Below are 20,444 nucleotides of genomic sequence, written 5' to 3' on the forward strand. Positions count from 1 at the left end.
CGAAATTTCACGCCACACGAGAGAGCCCGTCATGAAAGCCAGTTCCATCAAATCGTTGCAGATCGGCATGCACTGGTTCCCGGAGCGTGCTGGCGGACTCGATCGCATGTACTACTCGCTGGTGGGCGCATTGCCGGGTGCCGGCGTGGCGGTGCGTGGCGTGGTCGCCGGCTCGGCGCGCGTCGCGGCGGACACGGACGGCGCGATCCAGGGTTTCGGCTCCGCGGCCCAATCGTTGCCGCTGCGCCTGATGGCCGCACGCCGCGCCTTGCGCCGTGAGATTACGCGGCAACGCCCCGACGTGATTTCCTCGCACTTTGCGCTCTATACCTTTCCGGGTCTCGATGTGACGCGGGGCATCCCGCAGGTGTCGCATTTCCAGGGGCCGTGGGCGGACGAGAGCCACGTCGAAGGAGCGGACTCGTTCGGCCAGCGCGCCAAGCGTTATCTGGAACAGTCGGTGTATGCGCGTTCGTCGCGTCTGATTGTGTTGTCCGACGCCTTCGGCAAGATCCTGACGTCGCGCTATGGAATTTCGCCGGAGCGGGTGCGCGTGGTACCGGGCTGCGTGAATGTGGACCAGTTCAATTTGCCGATCACACCGGGTGAGGCGCGGCTGAAACTGCAGTTGCCGCAAGGCCGTCCTATCGTGCTGGCCGTGCGCCGTCTGGTGCGGCGCATGGGGCTGGAGGATCTGATCGATGCGGTAAAGCTACTGAAGAAGCGGGTGCCCGACGTGCTGCTGCTGATCGCGGGGAAGGGGCGATTGCAGGAGGAGTTGCAGACGCGCATCAGCGAGGCCGGGTTGGACGACAACGTCAAGTTGCTCGGCTTCGTGCCGGATCAGCATCTGGCGGCGCTGTATCGCGCGGCCACGATCAGTGTGGTGCCGACCGTGGCGCTGGAGGGGTTTGGACTGATTACGGTGGAGTCGCTCGCCTCCGGCACACCCGTGCTGGTGACGCCGGTAGGCGGCTTGCCGGAAGCCGTTGCAGGGTTGTCGCCGAATCTGGTGCTGCGGGCGACTGGCGCAGAGGCGATTGCAGAAGGCCTGGGAGCCGCGCTCGATGGCAGTCTGAAGCTGCCGGATGCGCAGGCCTGCCGGGACTATGCGCGGGCCAACTTCGACAACTCGGTGATCGCGAAGCGGGTGGCCGCGGTCTATAGCGAGGCGATTGCTTCGGGTGAGACGCATTGACGGTTCGGCCAGGCTGGGGCTCAGGAGAACACCACATGGTCAGGAAGCGAATCCATGCTGTATTCCTTGGTCTGCTGCTCGTCGTGATCGCGCCCGCGTGTTGGGCGCAATACACCACCGACTGGCTGGCGAATACGTATGGGACCGATGCCACCCATGTGGGTAACACCGCGCGCTCGATGTGGGTCGCACCCGAAGGCGTCATCTATACCGCTTCGTTCTGGGATGAGGACGAGGGCGGCGTGGCGATATACCAGAACGGCGCCAGCCTCGGTTCCATCGGCCTTCACAACGATTTTCAGGGGGGCGCGATTACCGGCAATGCCACCTCGATCTTCGCGGCGTTGCAGGGCGGTACCCCTTACGGCAGCGCTGCGGTGGGACGATACAACCGCATCACCAAGACACGCGATCTTGTTATTGACGTCAGCGTGTGGAATGCCGTCAGCAAGGCCGATGTCATTACGGGACTCGCAACGGCGGGCTCGCTGCTCTATGCGAGCGACTTTTTTGACAATCGCGTCCGGGTCTACACCACCGATGGCGTCTTGCAGCGTGACATCGCCGTCTCGAGTCCCGGTGCTCTCGCGTTGGATGGCGCGGGAAATATCTGGGTAGCCCAGAAGAGCGCGGGCACGATTGTCGAATTCACTCCGGCTGGCGCGCCGCTTAACACTATCCAGATGCCCGCCGGCTCGCAACCGTCGGCGCTGTATTACGACGCTTCGTCCGGGCAACTCATGGTGGGCGACGAAGGGCCCGACATGAACATCAAGCTCTACAACATCTCGGGCACGCCGACACTGGCCGGCACGTTCGGCATCCAGGGCGGTTATCTCGACGCGACCCAGGGAGTCAAAGGTCAGGTCGGCGACAAGCGTTTCACCCGCATCGTCGGCATCGGCAAAGACTCGGCCGGCAATCTTTATGTGCTCAACAATCCGTGGGGTGGAAGCTGGGACATGGGGCGCAATGGCGGCACCGACATTCACGCCTACAACAGTGCCGGCAACCTGCAGTGGAAGCTTCAGTCGCTTAACTTCGAAGGCGTCGCTGCGCCGGACCCCTCCACGGATGGCGCCAACTTCTATAGCGGCACCAATATCTACACGGGCACGGCTGGCGGCACCTTCGTTGCGAACACAGTGGATCCGTTCGACTATCCGTCCGATCCGCGCCTGAACATGCAGGATACGGAGCGCGACGAACACTTCGGCCAACTCGTCACCGTCGGCGGAAATCGCATTCTCGTGGCGTCCGGCCAGAATCCCGCCGCCTTCTACTTCTTTCATTTCAACGCAGCGAACGGCTACATTGCCATACCGGACGCAGCGCTTCCCGGTCCTGCGTTCAACACGACATTAGCGGTGACCGCCGGATTCTGCATCGACAGCAGGGGAGACGTGTGGGCCGGTCTGGACCGGACGAACCACATTTACCACTACCCGCTGACCGGCTTCGATGGTGAAGGAAAGCCGACATGGGGGCCAGCCGTCACCATCTCCATTCCGGAGAGCATCCGGCCATTGACGCGCATCATCTACCTGGCGGATAGCGACACCATGATCCTCGCACAGGGCATCCCCGGGAGCGCGGACTGGACGGCGATGCAATCGCGGATCGAGGTGTATCACGGCTGGAGCGCCGGCAATACCACCACGCCCAACCCGGTGATCACCCTGACCAGCGTCAATCCAAAGTCGATGACAGCGGCCGGCAACTATCTCTTCGTCGGCTACGTGCACACCGTACCCAACATCGACGCCTTCAATCTCACCACAGGGCACCTCGATACGACACTGATCAACGCGAACCCGACTGCGGTGTACGTCGGCAACGACGTGGATTCAATGTATGGGCTGAGAGCCTATCTCACGTCCTCGGGCGAGTATGTCGTCACGAAAGATAACTACAACGCCTCCAGCATCATTGTTCACCGATGGACGCCCTGACTGGTATGCGGGGGCGAATGTCATTGTGAAACTCGCATTCCCCGGATTGCCTAAGGTTTTTAGATTTATTGAGCCTATTTTTCAGGTTTTTTTTAGCCTATTTTGCTAGATACCCGCCGTGTGTGAACGCATACGCAGAGCGAACCGGCCGCTGTGCCTCCGCTCATAATCAAGGTGAAGCCATGACGCGCCCCTTTAAAGTTTCTATCTGCCTGCCGACATGCAATCGCCCGGAGCTGATCGTCCAATGCATCGACTCGTGCCTCGCGCAGACGCACGCCAACATCGAGATCGTGATTGGCGACGATTCGAAGGACGACCGGACCCAGCGGCTGATGGCAGCGCAATACCAGCATGACCCGCGCATTCGCTACGTGAACAACGAACCGTCGCTCGGCCAGGCGCGCAATGTCGCCAGCCTGTTTGCGCGCGCGAGCGGCGACAAGATCCTGCTGATCCACGACGACGATTATCTTGCCGAAGACGGCGTCGAGCGGCTGGTTTCACTATGGGACAGACATCCCGATCTGGATGTCGCCTTCGCCGACCAGTACGAAGTGGATCAGGTGGGGCACGTCGATGGTGCGGTCAGCGCAAAGCTCAACGCTGATTTTCACAGAACGAAAAGCACCGAGGGACTGCAGAAAGTGCCCGGCCGCACGGGTCTGATCCAGATGTTCCCGAACAACGGCTGGCTCGCGAACGCAGAACTCGTGAAGCGGGTCAGTTATAAGGAACAGTACGGGACGTGCTGCGACTTTGTCTTCGGCGTCGAACTCTGTCTGGCTGCGAAGCAGATCTATTACCTGAACGAATACGTGTCGTACTACCGCAAGACCGACGTTTCAATCTCGGCGAGCACCCGCGGTTCGACCAATGCGGCACCGGTTTCCGCCTATGCGTTCGTCAGCAGTCTGACGCTTGAGCGCCAGGTTGAACCCGCCCGCACTGTCGCGTTGCGCCGGCTCGTACCGATCGTCGTGTCGGTCTATGCGAAGAATGCCGCGCCGTTCAAGGCACTGCGAATCGCGTTCAGGCATCTGTCCGCGTATAACTACGGCCTCAATGCGCGGCTCTACTTTCATCTGATGCTGATTTCCAGATCGATGCTCTCATCTCGCGCTGGGCGACAGCCAGATGCGCCCACGACCCGGTCCGCCCGCGAAGAATCGCGCACGGAAACGGTTCTCTAATCGACACGGACTGCCATGAAAATTTCGATTGCGATGGCCGCCTATAAAGGCGAGCGCTTTATCCGTGAGCAGCTGGACAGTATCGCCCGGCAGACGCTGCCCCCGTTCGAGCTGGTCATCACCGACGACAGCCCGGACAGTGGAACGCACGACATCGTGGTCGAGTTTTCGCGCCGCGTGTCGTTCCCGGTCCGCATAGTGCGCAACGAACAGCGTTTGGGATTTCACGAGAATTTCTTCAAGGCGATATCGCTATGTCGTGGCGATTTCATCGCGTTCTGCGATCAGGACGACGTATGGACGGACGACAAGCTGGAGCGGGTAGCCAAAGAGTTCGTGGACCCTGAAGTGATGCTGGTGGTTCACGCCGTGAAGGTGGTCGATGCCGATCTCAATGTCCGCCCCGACAACACCGCGAGCCACTGGTCGCACCGTGGTGTCTACGACCCGCTGACGACGAATCCCTGGTACGTGCTTTTCGGCATGTCGACCGTCGTTCGACGCTCCATCTACGAGTACGTCGACTGGCACGATCGGCCCGAGCATCCCGTCGATCCAGGATTTCCGATGTCGCACGATACATGGGCCTGGTTTGTCGCGACGTCGCTGGGAAAAATGGTGGCGTTGGAGGACCAGCTCGCGCTTTATCGTCAACACGACGCCAATAGCTGCGGCATTTCGCCTGACAGGGACATGGGGGAGAAAGTCGCCATGGCCAAGGCGGCTGGGCAGACACACTATCGCAGGATGGGGACGTCGGCCCTGGCGCGAGCGGACAAACTGCGCCACGTGTTGCAAGAAGCGCCCGCACAGATTCGGCAGCGGGCCGCTATTGCAACGGATTACTACCGGAAACTTGGAGAGCGCCTGCTACGCCGGGCCAATCTCTACAGCGCTGCGACGGCGCGGGTCAGCCGAGCGGGTACCGTCGTCCAGTTGCTCGCGTCCGGAGCCTATCGGCCGGTACCTAAGGGAGGTCTGGGGCACCGGGCCTTTTTGAAGGACGTCCATGCGACCGTCTTTCACGTCAGCATCGAATGAAGGATTAAAGCTGAACAAAAGCTCGCGCGGCGCCTCCTCAAACACCACCGCGCGAGCGAAAAGCAGCAACGCTAAAACGTCTCATGCGCCTCGTTGCGCGTAAGATCGGCAGCCACCATCATCTTGCAGAGCTGCTCGAGTTCGGTCTGCGGTTCCCACCCAAGCTTGTCTTTGGCCTTGTCCGCACACCCGATGAGAAGATCCACTTCGGCAGGCCGATAAAATCTGGGATTCACTCGAATGAGGGTCTTGCCGGTGGCGACATCAATGCCGACTTCCCTCTGTTCCTTCCCAGACCATTCGATCTGATACCCAGCCGCCACGAATGCCATTCTCACGAAGTCCCGTACAGTCTCGGTCCGATTGGTCGCAAGCACAAAAGTATCGGGCTCATCGGCCTGCAGCATCCGCCACATCCCCTCGACGTATTCGAGCGCAAATCCCCAATCCCGCTTGGCATCGAGATTGCCGAGCTCGAGCGAATCCTGCTTGCCAAGCTTGATCTTGGCCACCGTGTCGGTGATCTTGCGGGTTACGAACTCGCGCCCACGTAACGGCGACTCGTGATTGAACAGAATCCCGTTACTGGCAAAAATCCCATACGACTCGCGATAATTGATCGTCATCCAGTGAGCAAACAGCTTGGCGACGCCATAAGGACTACGCGGGTAAAACGGCGTGTCTTCGCGCTGCGGCACCGCCTGCACCTTGCCGAACATTTCGGAGGTCGAGGCCTGGTAGTAGCGCGTCTTCGGACTCAGAATGCGAAGCCCCTCAAGCAGATTCAGCGCTCCGATACCCGTCACTTCGGCCGTAGTAACCGGCTGATCGAACGACACCCCAACAAAGCTCTGCGCAGCAAGGTTATAAAGCTCATCGGCCTGCGCCTCTTCAAGCAGCCGCAGCGTCGACCCAAGGTCGGTCAGGTCATGCTCGACGAGCCGCAGGTTAGGATGCCCGGAAACGCCCAGCTCGTTCATCCGCCAGAAATTGACGGAACTGGTGCGCCGATACGTGCCGGTGACCTGATAGCCCTTGTCGAGCAGCAGTTTCGTCAGATACGCGCCGTCCTGACCGGACACGCCGGTGATAATCGCTTTGCGTTGGTTGCTCATGGGTCGCCCTGGAAGCAGTTAAAAAAATCGGAAGATCAGGTGATGGCGCTATCTGCTACGACGAGCCGGCCAGTAACCGCTGCACCAGCGGATCGACTACGCGAAAGTCCTGTTCGGCTTTCAGCCGGTACAACTCAGGCTTCGGATGCGCACCGTCGGACATCATGGTTTGCCAGCCCGGCAACGCCTCGATGTACGCGTACTGATCGACGAGCGGCACGTGCTGCTCGGCCGCGACCCGGCGGGTCATCGCCACCATCGCACCAAGGCGGGCATTGAGCCGGCCATCGGGCATCGGATTCGACGTCTGCAACACAGGCTGTTTGCCAAGCGCGAGCGCGGTTTTCACCAGCGCGGTTTCCGCTTCGTAGAACTGTTCGGGCGTCTGGTTATGCATCACCTCGTTGATGCCGTAGTTGATCGTGACGATCTGCGCGTTGGACGCCGCAAGCCGTTGTGCCCACGGCGGCACGCCGCGGCCCATGCCGTCGCGCAACTGGTAGGCCATCGTGCCGCCCACGCCGAGATTGACGACACTCACGCGTTCGCCGAAGCTGGCATGCAAGGCATCCTGCAGATAAGCCACCGCGTTCTGTGGGCGAGGGAAGCAATGGCCCTCGCTGCAGGAGATGCCGAGCGTGGTCGAATCGCCGTAGGCTTCGACCACGACCTGTGCAGACGTCCCGGCACGGGGCGGCTCGCTCGCGCGCTGCATCGGCGCTCCGTCCGCACTGGCCTGGCCGCATGCCGCAGCCATCAGCAGGGCGCCCGCGGCGCCGCGAAGTTTGCCGAGGAACTTCATGCGCGCGACTGCGGCGCTCGCGACGCGCTGCCCAACGTAGCCCCGGCGCGCTGCGCACGAGAGGCCGGACCATGAATCAGACGCCGCTCGAAAGCGAACCACGTCACGCTGGCATAGGCGAGCGTGATAGCCAGCGCAAGTGCGGCGGTGACATAACGGCTCATATGCAACGGCCACAGCGTGTACAGGATGCTCAGGTGGATCAGATAGATCGTGTAGCTGATCGTACCGATGTAGACCAGCACAGGATTGCACAGGAGGCGCTTGACGATGCCCTGGCTTTGCAAGGCGATGACAACGACCGATGTGCACAGGACCAACGAAACGCTGTAGAGCGCCGCATTCGAAAGCGGCGTGTTTTCGGCGCGAAAGCGCGGATAGTGGATATGTAGCCACGCCAGCACGGCCAGCGCAGCGAAGAAGCCGAGCATGGCGAGCGGCCGGAACGGTTGCAATGCGTTGGGGTCGCGCCGCACGGCCACCGCCAGCAACGCGCCGGCCGCCAGCAGATCCATGCGGAACGGTGTGAGGTAATAGATCGGCCAGAACGAATCGAACCACGGCGTCGCCACGGCACGCAGCACCGGCACGGCAACGATCAACGCAGCGGCGACCCACGCAAGGGCGCGTTCGGGCAGCAACAGGATCACGAAGGGCCAGACAATGTAGAACTGCTCTTCGACGGCGAGCGACCACAGCACGTTCAGGCTGTCATGACCGCTCTGGCCGAGCGCATCGCCGATGTTGGTGGCGAAGAATGCGTACCACTCCCAATGCTTCGCCCAGCCGAAGCCGAACAGCAATGAGGACACCACCATCAGCAGCAGATACGGCGGCAGAATGCGGCGCGCGCGGCGAGCATAGAAATAGCCGAAATACGATTGCCCGCGCGCCTTACGATCCAGCAGGATGCCGGTGATCAGAAAGCCGCTCAAGACAAAAAACAGATCGACGCCCATCCACAGCGGCGCCTTTAGCGCGTGCTGCGCGAACACCGCCAGCACGGCGATCGCGCGCAGGCCGTCGAGCTGCAGGATGCGGCGCGAGTGAGAAGGAGAAGGCGGGGCAGCCAGGGTGCTAACTGTCATGAACCGTCCATGGTGGGCATCGGGTGGGCGTGAGGCGAACTCGTTCGCGGCATGGGCATTGCGTTGCCGGCCTGATTCAGCTGCGAACGGCGCAGGCCACGGAAGTGGGATTCATTCTAAGGAAAAGAAATTGATGAAAAAACGGGAATGAAAAGAACCGGCGGATTGAAAAACCAGAATGATGCTTTCAAAAGTTCAAATCTTTATTTGCCTTTATTTACCGCATTCCGGTGAATATTTTTGAATTATTTTCGAATTTCTTCGCGGCGCGGTTAGCAGGTAATGTGGCCCGGTAACCCTTGACTGGAGGAACACCTTGGCTCGTCTCAGCTTCGCGAAACTGCTGGTTGTCTGGCTTTCTTTTGCAGCTTGCGTTGCCTCAGCCGAAACGGTGCTGAACGCGAAGACCTCCTGGATCGGCAATACCTTCGGTTTTGGCGACGGCACGTGGACGCAGATCAATATCACGGCGATCGCGGTGTCGCCGGACGGCAAGGTCTACACCAACGCTCCATGGGACGAGAGCGGCGCCGAGGCGAGTACCTATCAGAACGGCAAGATGCTTGGATTCGCCGGCGGCACGCACGGCTGGGGTGCAGGCGGCGGTAATGCGATTGCGGTGAACCAGCATTATGTCTTCATGGCTGTTGCGCTTGGCAACGAGAGGGGGCATCTGGTCGGGCAGGGCATCTGGCCGCAAAAGGGCAAGCAGTGGTTCGGCATTTCGCGACGCAAGATCGAAGATCCGAAGCTTAGCGCGCTGTTTCAGCCGGTGGCCACGCTGCCCAATGGCGCGACCGACCCGCACGCGCAAATGGCAGCAGGCTTTCTGGTGGTGAACGAAGTGCCCGCGGGCACCAAGGCCGACATCCAGGGTCTCGCGGCCAACGACACGACGCTGTACGTATCGAACACCACGCAAAATCGCGTCGAAGTCTACGACGCCGAATCGATGCAACGCAAAGCGCAGTGGGCCGTGCATGAGCCGGGGCACATGGCGCTCGCAGCTGACGGCACGCTGTGGGTGATAAGCGGCGCGCTCACCGATGCCACGCCACACGTGGCGCACTACTCGGCGAGCGGCCAGCTTCTCTCCGACACACTGCCATTGCCGGCCGATTCGGTGCCGGTCGACGTCGCACTCGACGCACAAGGCCGCGTGCTCGTCGCCGACAACGGTCCGCGTCAGCAGGTGCTGTTCTTCAGCAAGGAGGGTGGGCGTTACGTGGCATCGGGCACGCTCGGCGAACGCGGCGGCATCTTCGCAGGTGTGGCAGGACAGCCCGGGCCACAGCGCTTTAACGGACTGACCGGCGTCGGGGTCGACGCGCGCGGCAACGTTTATGTGTCCACCAACGGCATGGGCCCGCATTTCGCGCCGCTTGGCGCGGGCCTCGGCGCCACGCTCGAAAGTTACGCGCCGGATGGCAAGCAGCTTTGGCAGGTGCAGGGGCTGCTATTCGTCGATGGCGCGTGGATGGACCCAGCGCGCCCGGACAGCGTCTACACCGGCAACAAGCGCTTTCAACTCGATCTTTCGAAGCCTGCGGGACAGGACTGGAAATACGTAGGCTTCCTGTCGAATCGCTTCAAATACCCGGACGATCCGGTCTTTCATACCGACATGTGGCCGGGTTTGCCGATCGCCCGGCAACTGAAGGGACATACGTTTCTTTATCTGACCGACATGTATGCGGACCATCTGAAGATTTACCGCTTCGATGCTGCGCACGACGGCGAGACGGCGATTCCTTCGGGCTTCATTGCGGGCCGCGAGCGTGGCGTCGCGGGCGTGCCGAACGCACCGCCCGGCGGCGAATGGATGTGGCGCGACACGAACGGTAACGGCAAATTCGACAGTGACGAGTTCACGCCGAACACGAGCGGCACGCGACTCGTCGGCGGCTGGGGCTGGTGGGTCGACAGCAACGGCGACATCTGGCGCACGAGCGTGGTCAAGGGCATCGACCGGCTGCACTTCGGCGGCCTCGATGCGAAGGGCAATCCGGTCTACTCCTATTCGGACATGACCACCTATCCGGTACCGCAGCCGTTCACCGAACTGCGCCGCGCGGTGTACGTGCCGCAGACCGACTCGCTCTATGTGACCGGCTATACGGCCGACATGCCCGTCGATCGGTCCTTCTGGAAAGAGGTGGGCCGCGTGCTGGTGCGCTACGACAACTGGTCGAGCGGCAAGCCGGTCCTGCGTTACTCGATCACGCTGCCATGGGAAACGCATGCCAAACCGGTCGCAACGATCATCGGGCTCACCGTTGAAGGGCAATACGTGTTCGCGGTCGAACCGGTAGGCGCCGTGCATGTGTTCGACAAGGACAGCGGCAAGGAAGTCGGCGTGATCCGGCCGGGGCCCGAGGTGGGCAAGGCCTCGGGCTGGGTCGACGTGCCGAACGGCGTGAGCGCCTACCGGCGCAGCAACGGCGAATACCTCGTGTTCGTGGAAGAGGATGCGCGCGGCAAGGTGATGATGTACCGCTGGAAGCCGTCTTGATGTCAGATTGATTTATTTTCCGGCGCCGCACATTTCGACGCATGACATGCATCGTGCGGCGAATTATTTTTCTGTCGATTTATAGAGAACGGCACGCATTTTTAACGTGCTTTACTCGAAGCAGACTTCATGGGCTTGCATCGCGCGGCTTTTCTATGGCGCGTGCATCGCGGTGCACGCTGCATCGCTGAATCAAAAGGCATCCGATGGACAAAGGCATTCTCAAGAACGTAGGCATCAATTTTTTCGGCCTGGTGTTGCCGACCTTCGTTTCGCTCGTGACAGTGCCGTCGTATATCCGGCTGCTGGGCGTCGAGCGCTATGGCGTGATTGCCCTCGTGTGGACCTTGATCGGCTATTTCTCGATTCTCGATCTCGGCATGAGCATGGCGGCGCAAAACCATATCTCGAAGGCGCTCGCTTCGAAAGACTCGGACGAGTGCGCGCGCGTGTTCTGGAGTGCCACCTGGCTGAATCTGGTGACGGGCATTATCGGCGGCCTGATCATTTATTTCGGCGCATTTCTCTACACCGCCTATTTCAGCAAAGTTTCGCCGGCATTGCAGCACGAGGTCTACATGGCGCTGCCGTGGCTCGCGATTGCGATTCCGATTGCCAACCTCTCGTGGGTGTTTGGCGGCGCGATCAACGGCGCCGAACGCTTTGGCGTCTACAACACCAACCAGACGCTCGGCACCTTCGCGTTTCAGCTGCTGCCTTTAGGTGTGGCGTGGTGGATGGGGCCGAGCCTGCAGAACGTACTGGCCGCCGCGGTGGTGGCGCGTCTGTTCGCCGCGTTGCTGCTCGGACGCTCTGCCTTGAAGGTGCTCAATCTGCGGCGCATTCTGCCGCCGCAACTCGGTGTGGCCAAGGGGCTGTTCAATTTCGGCGGCTGGATGCTGGTGACGAGCGTCGCTTTTATGGTGGCCGATACGCTCGACAAGGTGTTTCTCGGCACCGCCCTCGGCGCTCGCTTCGTGACCTTCTACACGGTGCCGCAGAACCTCGTGACGCGCCTGAATATCGTGCCCACCGCGTTGGGGCGCACGTTGTTTCCGCGTCTGTCCGCCGTCGGCCGCGATCACGCGGACCAGATTGCGCAACAGTCGCTCGAGTTTCTCAACGGCGCCTTTACGCCGATTGCGCTGGGCGCCATTTTCGTGCTCGGCCCGTTCCTGCATATCTGGGTCGGCAATGAGATTGCCACGATCGCCGCCCCTGTGGGCCGCATCCTGATTGTCACGGTATGGCTGGTCGGCCAGGCCAACGTGAGCCGCATCATGATCCAGTCGCAGGTCAATCCGGCGGTGGCGGCGCGCGTCGGCCTGCTCGAATTGCCGGTTTATGCCGCCGGCCTGTGGTTCGGCATCAAGTACTTCGGTCTGACGGGAGCGGCGGTGGCCGTCGGCGGCCGCGCGCTGCTCGACTACGGCGTACTGCTGTGGCTGTCGGCGGTTCGTGCCCGGCCGATCGTGCTCGACATGCTCCCCCATCTCGCGTTCTTGCTGGCAAGCCTGTGGCTTGCGGGCGCCGTGCCTAGTCTCTCGCTGGCGATCGTCGCCGGCACCGTAGTGGCGGCTGTCAACGTGGCGTGGTCCATCACCTCGACGCCTGCCTTGCGCGATCTTGCGCGTTCGCTGCTGTTGCGACTGAATCCGAGGAAAAGCGCATGAACCAGGACGTCCTAGAGGAAGCCGTCATACGGCCCACCCAGCGCAGCGCGCTGGCCGAAGTCGCTACACCGCCCGCACAGCACGCGCCGCCTCGACGTGTGCCGCGCGCGAACAGCCACGTACGCGTGGCGATCGTGCACGACTGGCTCGTCACCTACGCGGGTGCCGAGCGTGTGCTCGAACAGATCGTGGCGTGCTTTCCGGATGCGGATCTGTTCAGCGTGGTCGATTTCCTCGAGGACCGCAGCTTCCTGCGCGGCAAGCCGGTGACGACCTCGTTTATCCAGAAGCTGCCGAAGGCACGCACGAAGTACCGCACGTATTTGCCGTTGATGCCGATCGCGATTGAGCAGCTCGACGTGTCGGCTTACGACGTGGTGATCTCGAGCAGCCATGCGGTCGCCAAGGGCGTGCTGACCGGCCCGGACCAGGTGCATATCAGCTACGTGCATTCGCCGATCCGCTATGCGTGGGATCTGCAGCATCAGTACCTGGAGCAATCGAAGCTGACCAACGGGCCTAAATCCGCGCTGGCTCGGCTGATTCTTCACTACATCCGCAACTGGGATATCCGCACATCGAATTCGGTGGACACCTTTGTCGCCAACTCGCAATTCATCGCGCGGCGCATCCGCAAGGTGTATCAGCGTGACGCGGCTGTGATCTTCCCGCCGGTGGACGTGGAGGCTTTCGTACTGCACGAGCAGAAGGAAGATTTCTATCTGACCGCATCGCGGATGGTGCCGTACAAGAAGATCGATCTGATCGTCGAAGCGTTTGCGCGGATGCCGGAGCGGCGTCTCGTCGTGATCGGCGACGGGCCCGACATGCAGAAGGTGCGCGCGAAGGCGGGGCCCAACGTCGAGATCATGGGCTACCAGCCATTCAAGGTGCTGCAGGAAAAGATGCAGCGGGCCAAGGCGTTCGTGTTCGCTGCCGAGGAAGACTTCGGCATTTCGGTGGTCGAAGCGCAGGCCTGCGGCACGCCGGTGATCGCGTACGGCAAGGGCGGGGCGCTCGAAACCGTACGCGATCTGTCGAACTCGCGGCCCACCGGCATGTTCTTCGAAGATCAGCGCGCCGAGTCGATCATCGCCGCAGTCGAGGATTTCGACGCGCATGCAAGCCGTTTTTCCGCTGCCGATTGCCGTGCCAATGCGGAGCGTTTCTCCGCCGCGCATTTCCGCTCGCGTTTCTTCGCACATGTGCGAGCTGCGGTGCCGGCCCTGCACGGTGCGACGATGCCGGCTTACGAGCCGTACGTTGCGCCACCCGCTGTTGAAACGGCAGCAGGGAATACGCCGCGGATACTGGCGCTCGATCAGAGCGGCGTGCTCGGCGGTGCCGAGTTGTCGCTGCTCGAGATCGTCAAGGCGCTGAAATCGCGAATCGAAGTCGTGCTGTTCGACGATGGGCCATTTCGCACCGCGCTCGATGCGGCTGGCGTGAACGTGCGGGTACTGGATTCCGGTGCGCTGCGCGAGGTGCGCAAGCAGGGCAGCACGCCACCGCTTGGACGTGCTATCAAAGGGGTGGCAGGGCTGGTGAAGGCCACCGTCGCTCGCGCGAAGCATGCCGATGTGATCTACGCGAACACGCAGCGCGCCATGGTGATCGGCGCGCTCGCGGGGCGGCTCGCACGGCGCCCGGTGGTGTGGCACCTGCGCGATATCGTGAGTCCCGAGCATTTTGGCGGCAAGCAACTGAGCATCATCAAGTGGTGCGCGAAGCTGGGTCTCGCGCATGTGATCGCCAATTCAGCCGCGTCAGCGCGTGCGTTTGCCGAGTTGACGCGTTTCGATGAGAAGCGCATCGACGTAGTCTTCAACGGGATTTCGGCCGCACCGTTCGACGCGCTGCGCGGCGTGCCGGTTGCGGCGCTGCGTGCCCGTCTGAAGCTGCCGCAGGACGCGTTCCTCGTGGGCTCGTTCAGCCGTCTCGCGCGCTGGAAAGGCCAGCATGTGCTGCTCGAAGCGATGGTCCTCAATCCGCACATGCATGCGGTGCTGGTAGGGGCGCCGCTGTTTGGCGAAGACGCGTATGAGGCAGAGTTGCGCGCGTTCGTCGCGGAGCATGGACTGGGCGCGCGGGTTCACTTTCTGGGCTTTCAGCACGATATCGCCGCTTGCATGTGTGCGGTCGATGCCATCGCCCATACGTCGATTACGCCGGAGCCGTTCGGCCGCGTGATCGTGGAAGGGATGCTGGCGCAGCGCCCCGTTGTGGCGGCACGGGCCGGCGGCGTGCTGGAAATCGTCGAGGATGGTGTGAATGGCGTGCTATGCACGCCCGGCGATGCAAACGCGCTGGCCGATGTGCTTGCCGAGTTGCGCAGCAATAACGGACTGCGCGAACGGCTCGTCACGAATGGCTACCAGACAGCGTTGGGACGCTTCGGCACCAAGGCTTACGTGAATGGCGTCGAACGGATTCTGAAGGACGTGGCAGGAGGCAAGACGAGAGGTTGAGGCTACGAAGCTCGACGAAGCAGAAGGGCCGCAACGGCAACGTTGCGGCCCTTCTGTCATGCGCGTTCCGACGATTTGCGGTTGCCGGTCTATCGGCGCGTTACTGCGGGCCAGGCCAGCTGGCAGCCTGCGCTGTATCGCTTAGGCGGCGGGCCGCCACTATTGAATCACGGGCGGCTGCCACTGCCGGTTTCACGCCGCCCGCGTAGCAACACGACTGCCCCTGTTCTTCGGCTTGAGGCTCGCGGACCACTTCATCGCAGGCAGCTCGACCAGACGGTAGAACACATAGGCAACCGGCACGGCCACCAGCATGAAGCCGAACGACGGCCAGATCGACAATTGCAGCGCCGAGCGGTAAAGCAGCGACGACAGCAGCACGAAAATCGGCAAGTGAATCAGGTAGAGCGAGAAACTGAAGTCGCCGAACCGCGACAGCACGCGCGTAATGGGCGTATCCACAGCGCGTTGCCGATCCAGTGCCCTGTACAGGTAGAAAGCGAAACCGAGCGCCCAGAACTGGAACGCACCGTACTGGCCGAAGTGAAACGCGACGCAGCCCAGCACCACGAACCCCATCGCGACCGCGTAGAGCCAGTTCGAGGCAGGCCGCTTGTCGAGCGACACAGCGGCCCCCGTGTGGGCCCGCGCGTCGGCAATCCAGGCGCCGAGTGTCCACGAGAACCAGTACGACGTGAAGAACTGCAGGTCGTGCCGCTCGAGCACCAGCGCCGACACGATATTGACAAGCGCGACCAGCGCCAGCACCGGCGTCATGCCGATCCGGCGCCGCAGCGCGAACAGAAGCGGATAAATGACGTAGAACTGCACCTCGAGCGAAAGCGTCCACAGCGCGCCGTTCGAGCCGTACGTCTTGCCGGCTACGCCTTGCAGCGAGAACAGGTTGACGAGAAACGCCTGCAGGCCGATCTCGCGCAACTTGTGGTTGACGGGCGGCAACTGGAAGCTGAACCAGTCGAGCGCGAAGGTCAGCAGCAGCGCGGCCAGCAGCACCGGGTAGATCCGCGCAAAGCGGCGCGCCCAGAAATTGACCGTGTCGAGCCGGTAAACCGGGTTTTGCGCGAGACGCAACGCGCCGCCGCGATGAATGCAATAGCCGCTGATGACGAAGAAAATCGGCACGCCTGCCGAGCCCCAGGCGATCGGAAATGTCAGATAGGCCGCGATGGAGCTGAAACCCAGCGCATGGCCGACAGTCCGGTGAAAGCTTTCCATGCCGACCCAGGCCACCTGGCGGCAATGAAAATAGGCGACCAGCAAGGCGGCAAAGCCGCGCATGGCATCGATGACGTGTTCCTTGCCGGCGCTGTCCACGCGCGAATCGCGCAGCGGGCGAGCCGGGATGGACGCGGAAGCGGGGAGGGAAGCCTGCAGGGATGCGCCACTGGCATCGAAGGCTGAATCGCTCATGCGCGGTCCTTTATCGGGCGAGGGAAGAGGCTAACCGGGGCTAAACGGCTAAACCGGCCAGCGGTTCATACGAACGCGAACCCGTGCGCAAATCGGCCGCTCAAAGGACGCCCTATGCGCACCAGTCGCCGCATGCACATGCTAGAACACCGCCGAGGTAAAAAAATGAATAAAAAATGGCATATCCAGTGGCAAAAAAATTAAATGTGTTTCGATTTGTAATTCGCTGGCAAATCAGCGGTCACAGAATTATTTGCCGATTTTGTCGTGATAGTTTGGTGCCCTGATTCTTCTGACCAGAGGTGGAGTCATGAACCTGCATCTGCTCGCCGGCATTGCCGTGCTTTTGATCCTTGTCGCCGCTTCGGCTTACCGGGAGGCGCTGCGCAATGAACCGATCGGCCGCTTCCGGATGAAACCCGGCAATTTGCCGCCAATGGACGAAAACGAGGAAGGCGCCGCCTGACGCCGCGCGCCGGGCAGTTACCGGCCCGTAAAAATTACGGCATTCGGCCTGTTCCGGCGTAATTGTTTCCTGCGTTGACGTGCAAAGTTAATCACCCGGTGCGATAAAGGCTTATAGATTATTTTTTCACACGATTTACTTTAATTTTGACGAAACGTGAATTAGATTTTAACGACACTTTCGATCAGTTCTATTCGGCGCCCATCCGGCGAACCGCACACTTTCATCAACCGATGTGGGAATGCATACCATGCTGAAAGTTACCAAAGCCGTGTTTCCCGTGGCAGGTCTCGGGACACGGTTCCTGCCGGCCACCAAGGCAAGTCCCAAGGAGATGCTGCCCATCGTCGACAAGCCGCTGATCCAGTATGCAGTGGAAGAGGCGATAGCGGCCGGCATCACCGAGATGATCTTCGTAACGGGCCGCAGCAAGCGCGCCATTGAAGACCATTTCGACAAGTCGTACGAGATCGAGGCAGAACTCGAGGCGCGCGGCAAGGAGCAACTGCTGGAACTGGTGCGCGGCATCAAGCCGGCCAATGTCGATTGCTTCTATGTGCGCCAGGCTACGGCGCTGGGCCTCGGCCACGCCGTGTTGTGCGCGGAAAAACTGGTGGGCGACAGCCCGTTCGCCGTGATTCTCGCCGACGACCTGCTGCACAGCACGCAACCGGTGATGAAGCAGCTCGTCGACGTGTTCAACCACTATCACAGCTCGGTGATCGGCGTGGAAACCATTGCGCGCGAGGACAGCCGCTCATATGGCGTGGTCGACGGCCGCGAGTGGGAAGAGGACGTGATCAAGCTGTCGGGCATTGTCGAAAAGCCGGCACCGGACAAGGCGCCGTCGAATCTCGGCGTGGTGGGCCGGTATGTGCTGATGCCGACCATCTTCAAGCATATCCGCGCGCTCAAGCCGGGTGCTGGCGGCGAGTTGCAGTTGACCGACGCGGTGCAGTCGCTGCTCACGGAAGAGCAGGTGCTGGCATACCGTTACTTCGGCACGCGTTTCGATTGCGGCAGCAAGCTCGGTTACCTGAAGGCGACGGTCGAGTTCGCGTTGCGCCATCCGGAAGTGCGGGCTGAGTTCGAAGAGTATCTGCAGGCCTATTTGCCACTCCATCTCACAGCTGCCGCAGCCTGAAAGCAGCGTCGGGGAACGGGCGCGCGATGCCGTCGGTGGGTTCGCCGAAATCCTGGTAGAACTGATCGACGCTGAATGCGGGCACACCAATGAAAAACGGGCGCCGCAAAATGCGTGGCGCCCGTTAGTTTCGCTCAGCGTCCGGCTATAGAAGAAGCCGCCGGCGCGTTCCTCAGACCTTCTTCACCTCGAGCCGGAACTTGTGCAGCAACGGTTCCGTGTAGCCGCTCGGCTGTTCGAGTCCTTCGAACACAAGCGCCTGTGCCGCCTTGAACGCGATCGTGTCGAAGCTGGGCGCCATTGGCTTGTAGTGCGGATCGCCGGCGTTCTGCTCGTCGACCACCTTGGCCATGCGCTTGAACGTCTCTTCGACGAGCTCACGCGTTACCACGCCGTGGTACAGCCAGTTCGCAATATGCTGACTGGAAATGCGCAACGTCGCGCGGTCTTCCATCAAGCCGACATTGTGAATGTCCGGCACCTTCGAGCAACCGACGCCCTGATCGACCCAGCGCACCACATAGCCGAGAATGCCCTGCGCGTTGTTCTCGACTTCCTGGCGGATGTCATCGGCGCTCCACGTGGCGGCTTCGACCACCGGAATCGTCAGCAGGCCATCCAGCAGCTCGCTGCGCACGCTCGCCAGACCGATCCTCTCCAGCTCCTTTTGCACCGCCTGCACGTCCACCTGGTGATAGTGCAGCGCGTGCAGCGTGGCGGCGGTCGGCGACGGTACCCATGCGGTATTCGCGCCGGCTTTCGGATGCGCGATCTTCTGCTCGAGCATCGCGTGCATCAGATCCGGCATCGCCCACATACCCTTGCCGATCTGCGCGCGGCCACGCAGGCCCGCGGCGAGACCTTCCAGCACATTGCTGCGCTCGTAGGCCGTGATCCATGCAGTCGACTTCATGTCGCCCTTGCGCAGCATCGGGCCGGCTTGCATGGCAGTGTGCATCTCGTCGCCGGTGCGGTCGAGGAAGCCGGTGTTGATGAACGCAACGCGCGCCGACGCCTCGGCGATACATGCGGCGAGGTTGACGCTGGTGCGGCGTTCCTCGTCCATGATGCCCATCTTGATCGTGTTGCGCTCCAGACCGAGCAGATCTTCGACGCGCGCGAACAGTTCGCTCGCAAACGCGACTTCAGCCGGGCCGTGCATCTTCGGCTTGACGATATAGACCGAGCCGGTACGCGAATTCAGGCTGTGCTTGCGGTCGTGCAGTGCGCACAGGGTGGTGATCACCGCATCGAGAATGCCTTCCGGAATCTCGTGGCCATCTTTCGTCAGCACTGCCGGATTGGTCATCAGGTGACCGACATTGCGGATGAACAGCAGCGAGCGGCCATGCAGTACGACCGGCGCCGTGCCGTTGGCTGCCGTGTAGACGCGATCGGCGTTCAGACGGCGCGTGAAGGTCTTGCCGTTCTTCGTGACCTCTTCGGTCAGATCGCCGGTCATCAGGCCGAGCCAGTTGCGGTAGAGCTGGACCTTGTCGTCCGCATCGACGGCCGCGACCGAGTCTTCGCAGTCGATGATCGTGCTCACCGCCGCTTCCATCAGCACGTCCTTGACGTGGGCCGCGTCGGTCTTGCCGATCGAATCCTCAGCGTCGATCTGGATTTCGAAGTGCAGACCGTTGTGCTTGAGCAGGATGGCGGAGGGCGCCGCCTCTTCGCCTTGATAGCCGATGAATTGCGCGGCCGTCTTCAGCGCCGTGGCACCGTTCTTCAGTGCCACGACGAGCTGGCCGTTTTCGATGCTATAGCGGGTGGCGTCCGCATGCGAGCCATGGGCGAGCGGGGCGGCTTCGTCGAGGAAGGCACGCGCACGGGCGATCACGCGAGCGCCGCGCACCGGGTTGAAGGCTTTCTGCTTTTCGGCGCCGTCGGTTTCGGGGATTGCGTCGGTGCCGTACAGCGCATCGTACAGGCTGCCCCAGCGTGCATTGGCGGCGTTCAACGCGTAGCGCTGGTTCGACAGCGGCACCACGAGCTGCGGGCCGGCCTGTTCGGCGATCTCGGTGTCCACGCGGTCGGTCGTGGCCTTGACGTGGGCCGGCACCGGCACGAGATAGCCAATGCTTTCGAGGAAACTGCGGTAAGCGGCCAGGTCGCGCACCGGGCCCGGATGGGCGCGATGCCATTGATCGAGTTCGGTTTGCAGGCGGTCACGCTCGGCCAGCAGGGCGCGGTTCTTGGGTGCTAGGTCGTGCACCAGCGCGTCGAACCCCGCCCAGAAGGCGGCGCTGTCTACACCGGTGCCCGGCAGGGCTTCGTGTTCGATAAACTGGTCGAGATTCGCGGCTACCTGCAGTCCGCTTCGCTTGGTCATGTCAGTCATGGACTGCTCCATCTGAT

Annotated in this window: 14 protein-coding genes; 9 read left to right on the forward strand and 5 right to left on the reverse strand. The window is 61.7% G+C overall.

The annotated features are described in order from the left end of the window. The first annotated feature begins 31 nt into the window (after nucleotides 1-31). The 4 genes from P3T24_RS22435 (at nucleotide 32) to P3T24_RS22450 (ending at nucleotide 5,384) form a co-directional block, all read left to right on the forward strand. Nucleotides 32-1,198: a glycosyltransferase family 4 protein gene (locus tag P3T24_RS22435; protein WP_074264637.1), complete on the forward strand. Its 1,167-nt coding sequence runs from the start codon at nucleotides 32-34 to the stop codon at nucleotides 1,196-1,198. A gap of 35 nt (nucleotides 1,199-1,233) precedes the next feature. Continuing rightward, entirely contained in the window at nucleotides 1,234-3,150 is a 1,917-nt protein-coding gene (locus P3T24_RS22440) for an SMP-30/gluconolactonase/LRE family protein (protein WP_429437921.1), read from the forward strand. Nucleotides 3,151-3,332: 182 nt separating this feature from the next. Next, entirely contained in the window at nucleotides 3,333-4,343 is a 1,011-nt protein-coding gene (locus P3T24_RS22445) for a glycosyltransferase family 2 protein (protein WP_429437924.1), read from the forward strand. 15 nt (nucleotides 4,344-4,358) lie between these two features. After that, nucleotides 4,359-5,384 carry a glycosyltransferase gene (locus P3T24_RS22450; protein ID WP_074264634.1) on the forward strand — a complete coding sequence of 342 codons (1,026 nt, stop codon included), beginning with the start codon at nucleotides 4,359-4,361 and terminating at the stop codon, nucleotides 5,382-5,384. A 71-nt stretch (nucleotides 5,385-5,455) separates the two neighbouring features. On the opposite strand, the gene gmd is transcribed toward P3T24_RS22450, so the two are convergent. From gmd to P3T24_RS22465, 3 genes are all read right to left on the reverse strand, one after another. After that, on the reverse strand, nucleotides 5,456-6,499 hold the full coding sequence (gmd, locus tag P3T24_RS22455; protein WP_429437926.1) for a GDP-mannose 4,6-dehydratase: 1,044 nt from the start codon (nucleotides 6,497-6,499) through the stop codon (nucleotides 5,456-5,458). Nucleotides 6,500-6,554: 55 nt separating this feature from the next. Beyond that, a complete protein-coding gene (locus P3T24_RS22460; protein ID WP_429438210.1) occupies nucleotides 6,555-7,214 on the reverse strand; it encodes an SGNH/GDSL hydrolase family protein in 660 nt (219 codons plus the stop codon). A gap of 83 nt (nucleotides 7,215-7,297) precedes the next feature. Then, entirely contained in the window at nucleotides 7,298-8,389 is a 1,092-nt protein-coding gene (locus P3T24_RS22465; protein WP_429437928.1) for an acyltransferase family protein, read from the reverse strand. A 340-nt stretch (nucleotides 8,390-8,729) separates the two neighbouring features. On the opposite strand from P3T24_RS22465, the gene P3T24_RS22470 reads away from it, so the two are divergent. The 3 genes from P3T24_RS22470 to P3T24_RS22480 all read left to right on the forward strand — a co-directional run bounded on the left by P3T24_RS22470 (nucleotide 8,730) and on the right by P3T24_RS22480 (nucleotide 15,042). Beyond that, the gene (locus P3T24_RS22470; protein ID WP_074266077.1) at nucleotides 8,730-10,901 is read left to right on the forward strand and encodes a hypothetical protein; all 2,172 of its coding nucleotides are present in this window, start codon (nucleotides 8,730-8,732) and stop codon (nucleotides 10,899-10,901) included. 206 nt (nucleotides 10,902-11,107) lie between these two features. Further along, entirely contained in the window at nucleotides 11,108-12,574 is a 1,467-nt protein-coding gene (locus tag P3T24_RS22475) for a flippase (protein WP_074264631.1), read from the forward strand. Further along, complete coding sequence (locus tag P3T24_RS22480; protein WP_429437929.1) at nucleotides 12,571-15,042, forward strand: glycosyltransferase family 4 protein; 2,472 nt, start codon at nucleotides 12,571-12,573, stop codon at nucleotides 15,040-15,042. Before P3T24_RS22475 ends, P3T24_RS22480 begins: the two co-directional genes overlap by 4 nt. Before the next feature lie 192 nt (nucleotides 15,043-15,234). Here P3T24_RS22480 and P3T24_RS22485 read toward each other — a convergent pair whose 3' ends face one another. Then, nucleotides 15,235-16,473, reverse strand: a complete 1,239-nt coding sequence (locus tag P3T24_RS22485; protein ID WP_429437931.1) for an acyltransferase family protein — start codon at nucleotides 16,471-16,473, stop codon at nucleotides 15,235-15,237. A 310-nt stretch (nucleotides 16,474-16,783) separates the two neighbouring features. On the opposite strand from P3T24_RS22485, the gene P3T24_RS22490 reads away from it, so the two are divergent. Then, on the forward strand, nucleotides 16,784-16,939 hold the full coding sequence (locus P3T24_RS22490; RefSeq protein WP_167379387.1) for a hypothetical protein: 156 nt from the start codon (nucleotides 16,784-16,786) through the stop codon (nucleotides 16,937-16,939). A gap of 250 nt (nucleotides 16,940-17,189) precedes the next feature. Beyond that, nucleotides 17,190-18,083 (forward strand): UTP--glucose-1-phosphate uridylyltransferase GalU, encoded by an 894-nt coding sequence (gene galU / locus P3T24_RS22495; protein WP_074266076.1) that lies wholly within the window; start codon nucleotides 17,190-17,192, stop codon nucleotides 18,081-18,083. A 172-nt stretch (nucleotides 18,084-18,255) separates the two neighbouring features. Here the strand turns inward: galU and P3T24_RS22500 are convergent, their stop codons facing one another. Then, entirely contained in the window at nucleotides 18,256-20,427 is a 2,172-nt protein-coding gene (locus P3T24_RS22500) for a malate synthase G (protein ID WP_429437933.1), read from the reverse strand. Nucleotides 20,428-20,444: the final 17 nt, after the last annotated feature.

Origin of the sequence: Paraburkholderia sp. GAS33, assembly GCF_050436645.1 — a bacterium.
GTDB classification, from domain to species: Bacteria; Pseudomonadota; Gammaproteobacteria; order Burkholderiales; family Burkholderiaceae; genus Paraburkholderia; species Paraburkholderia phenazinium_B.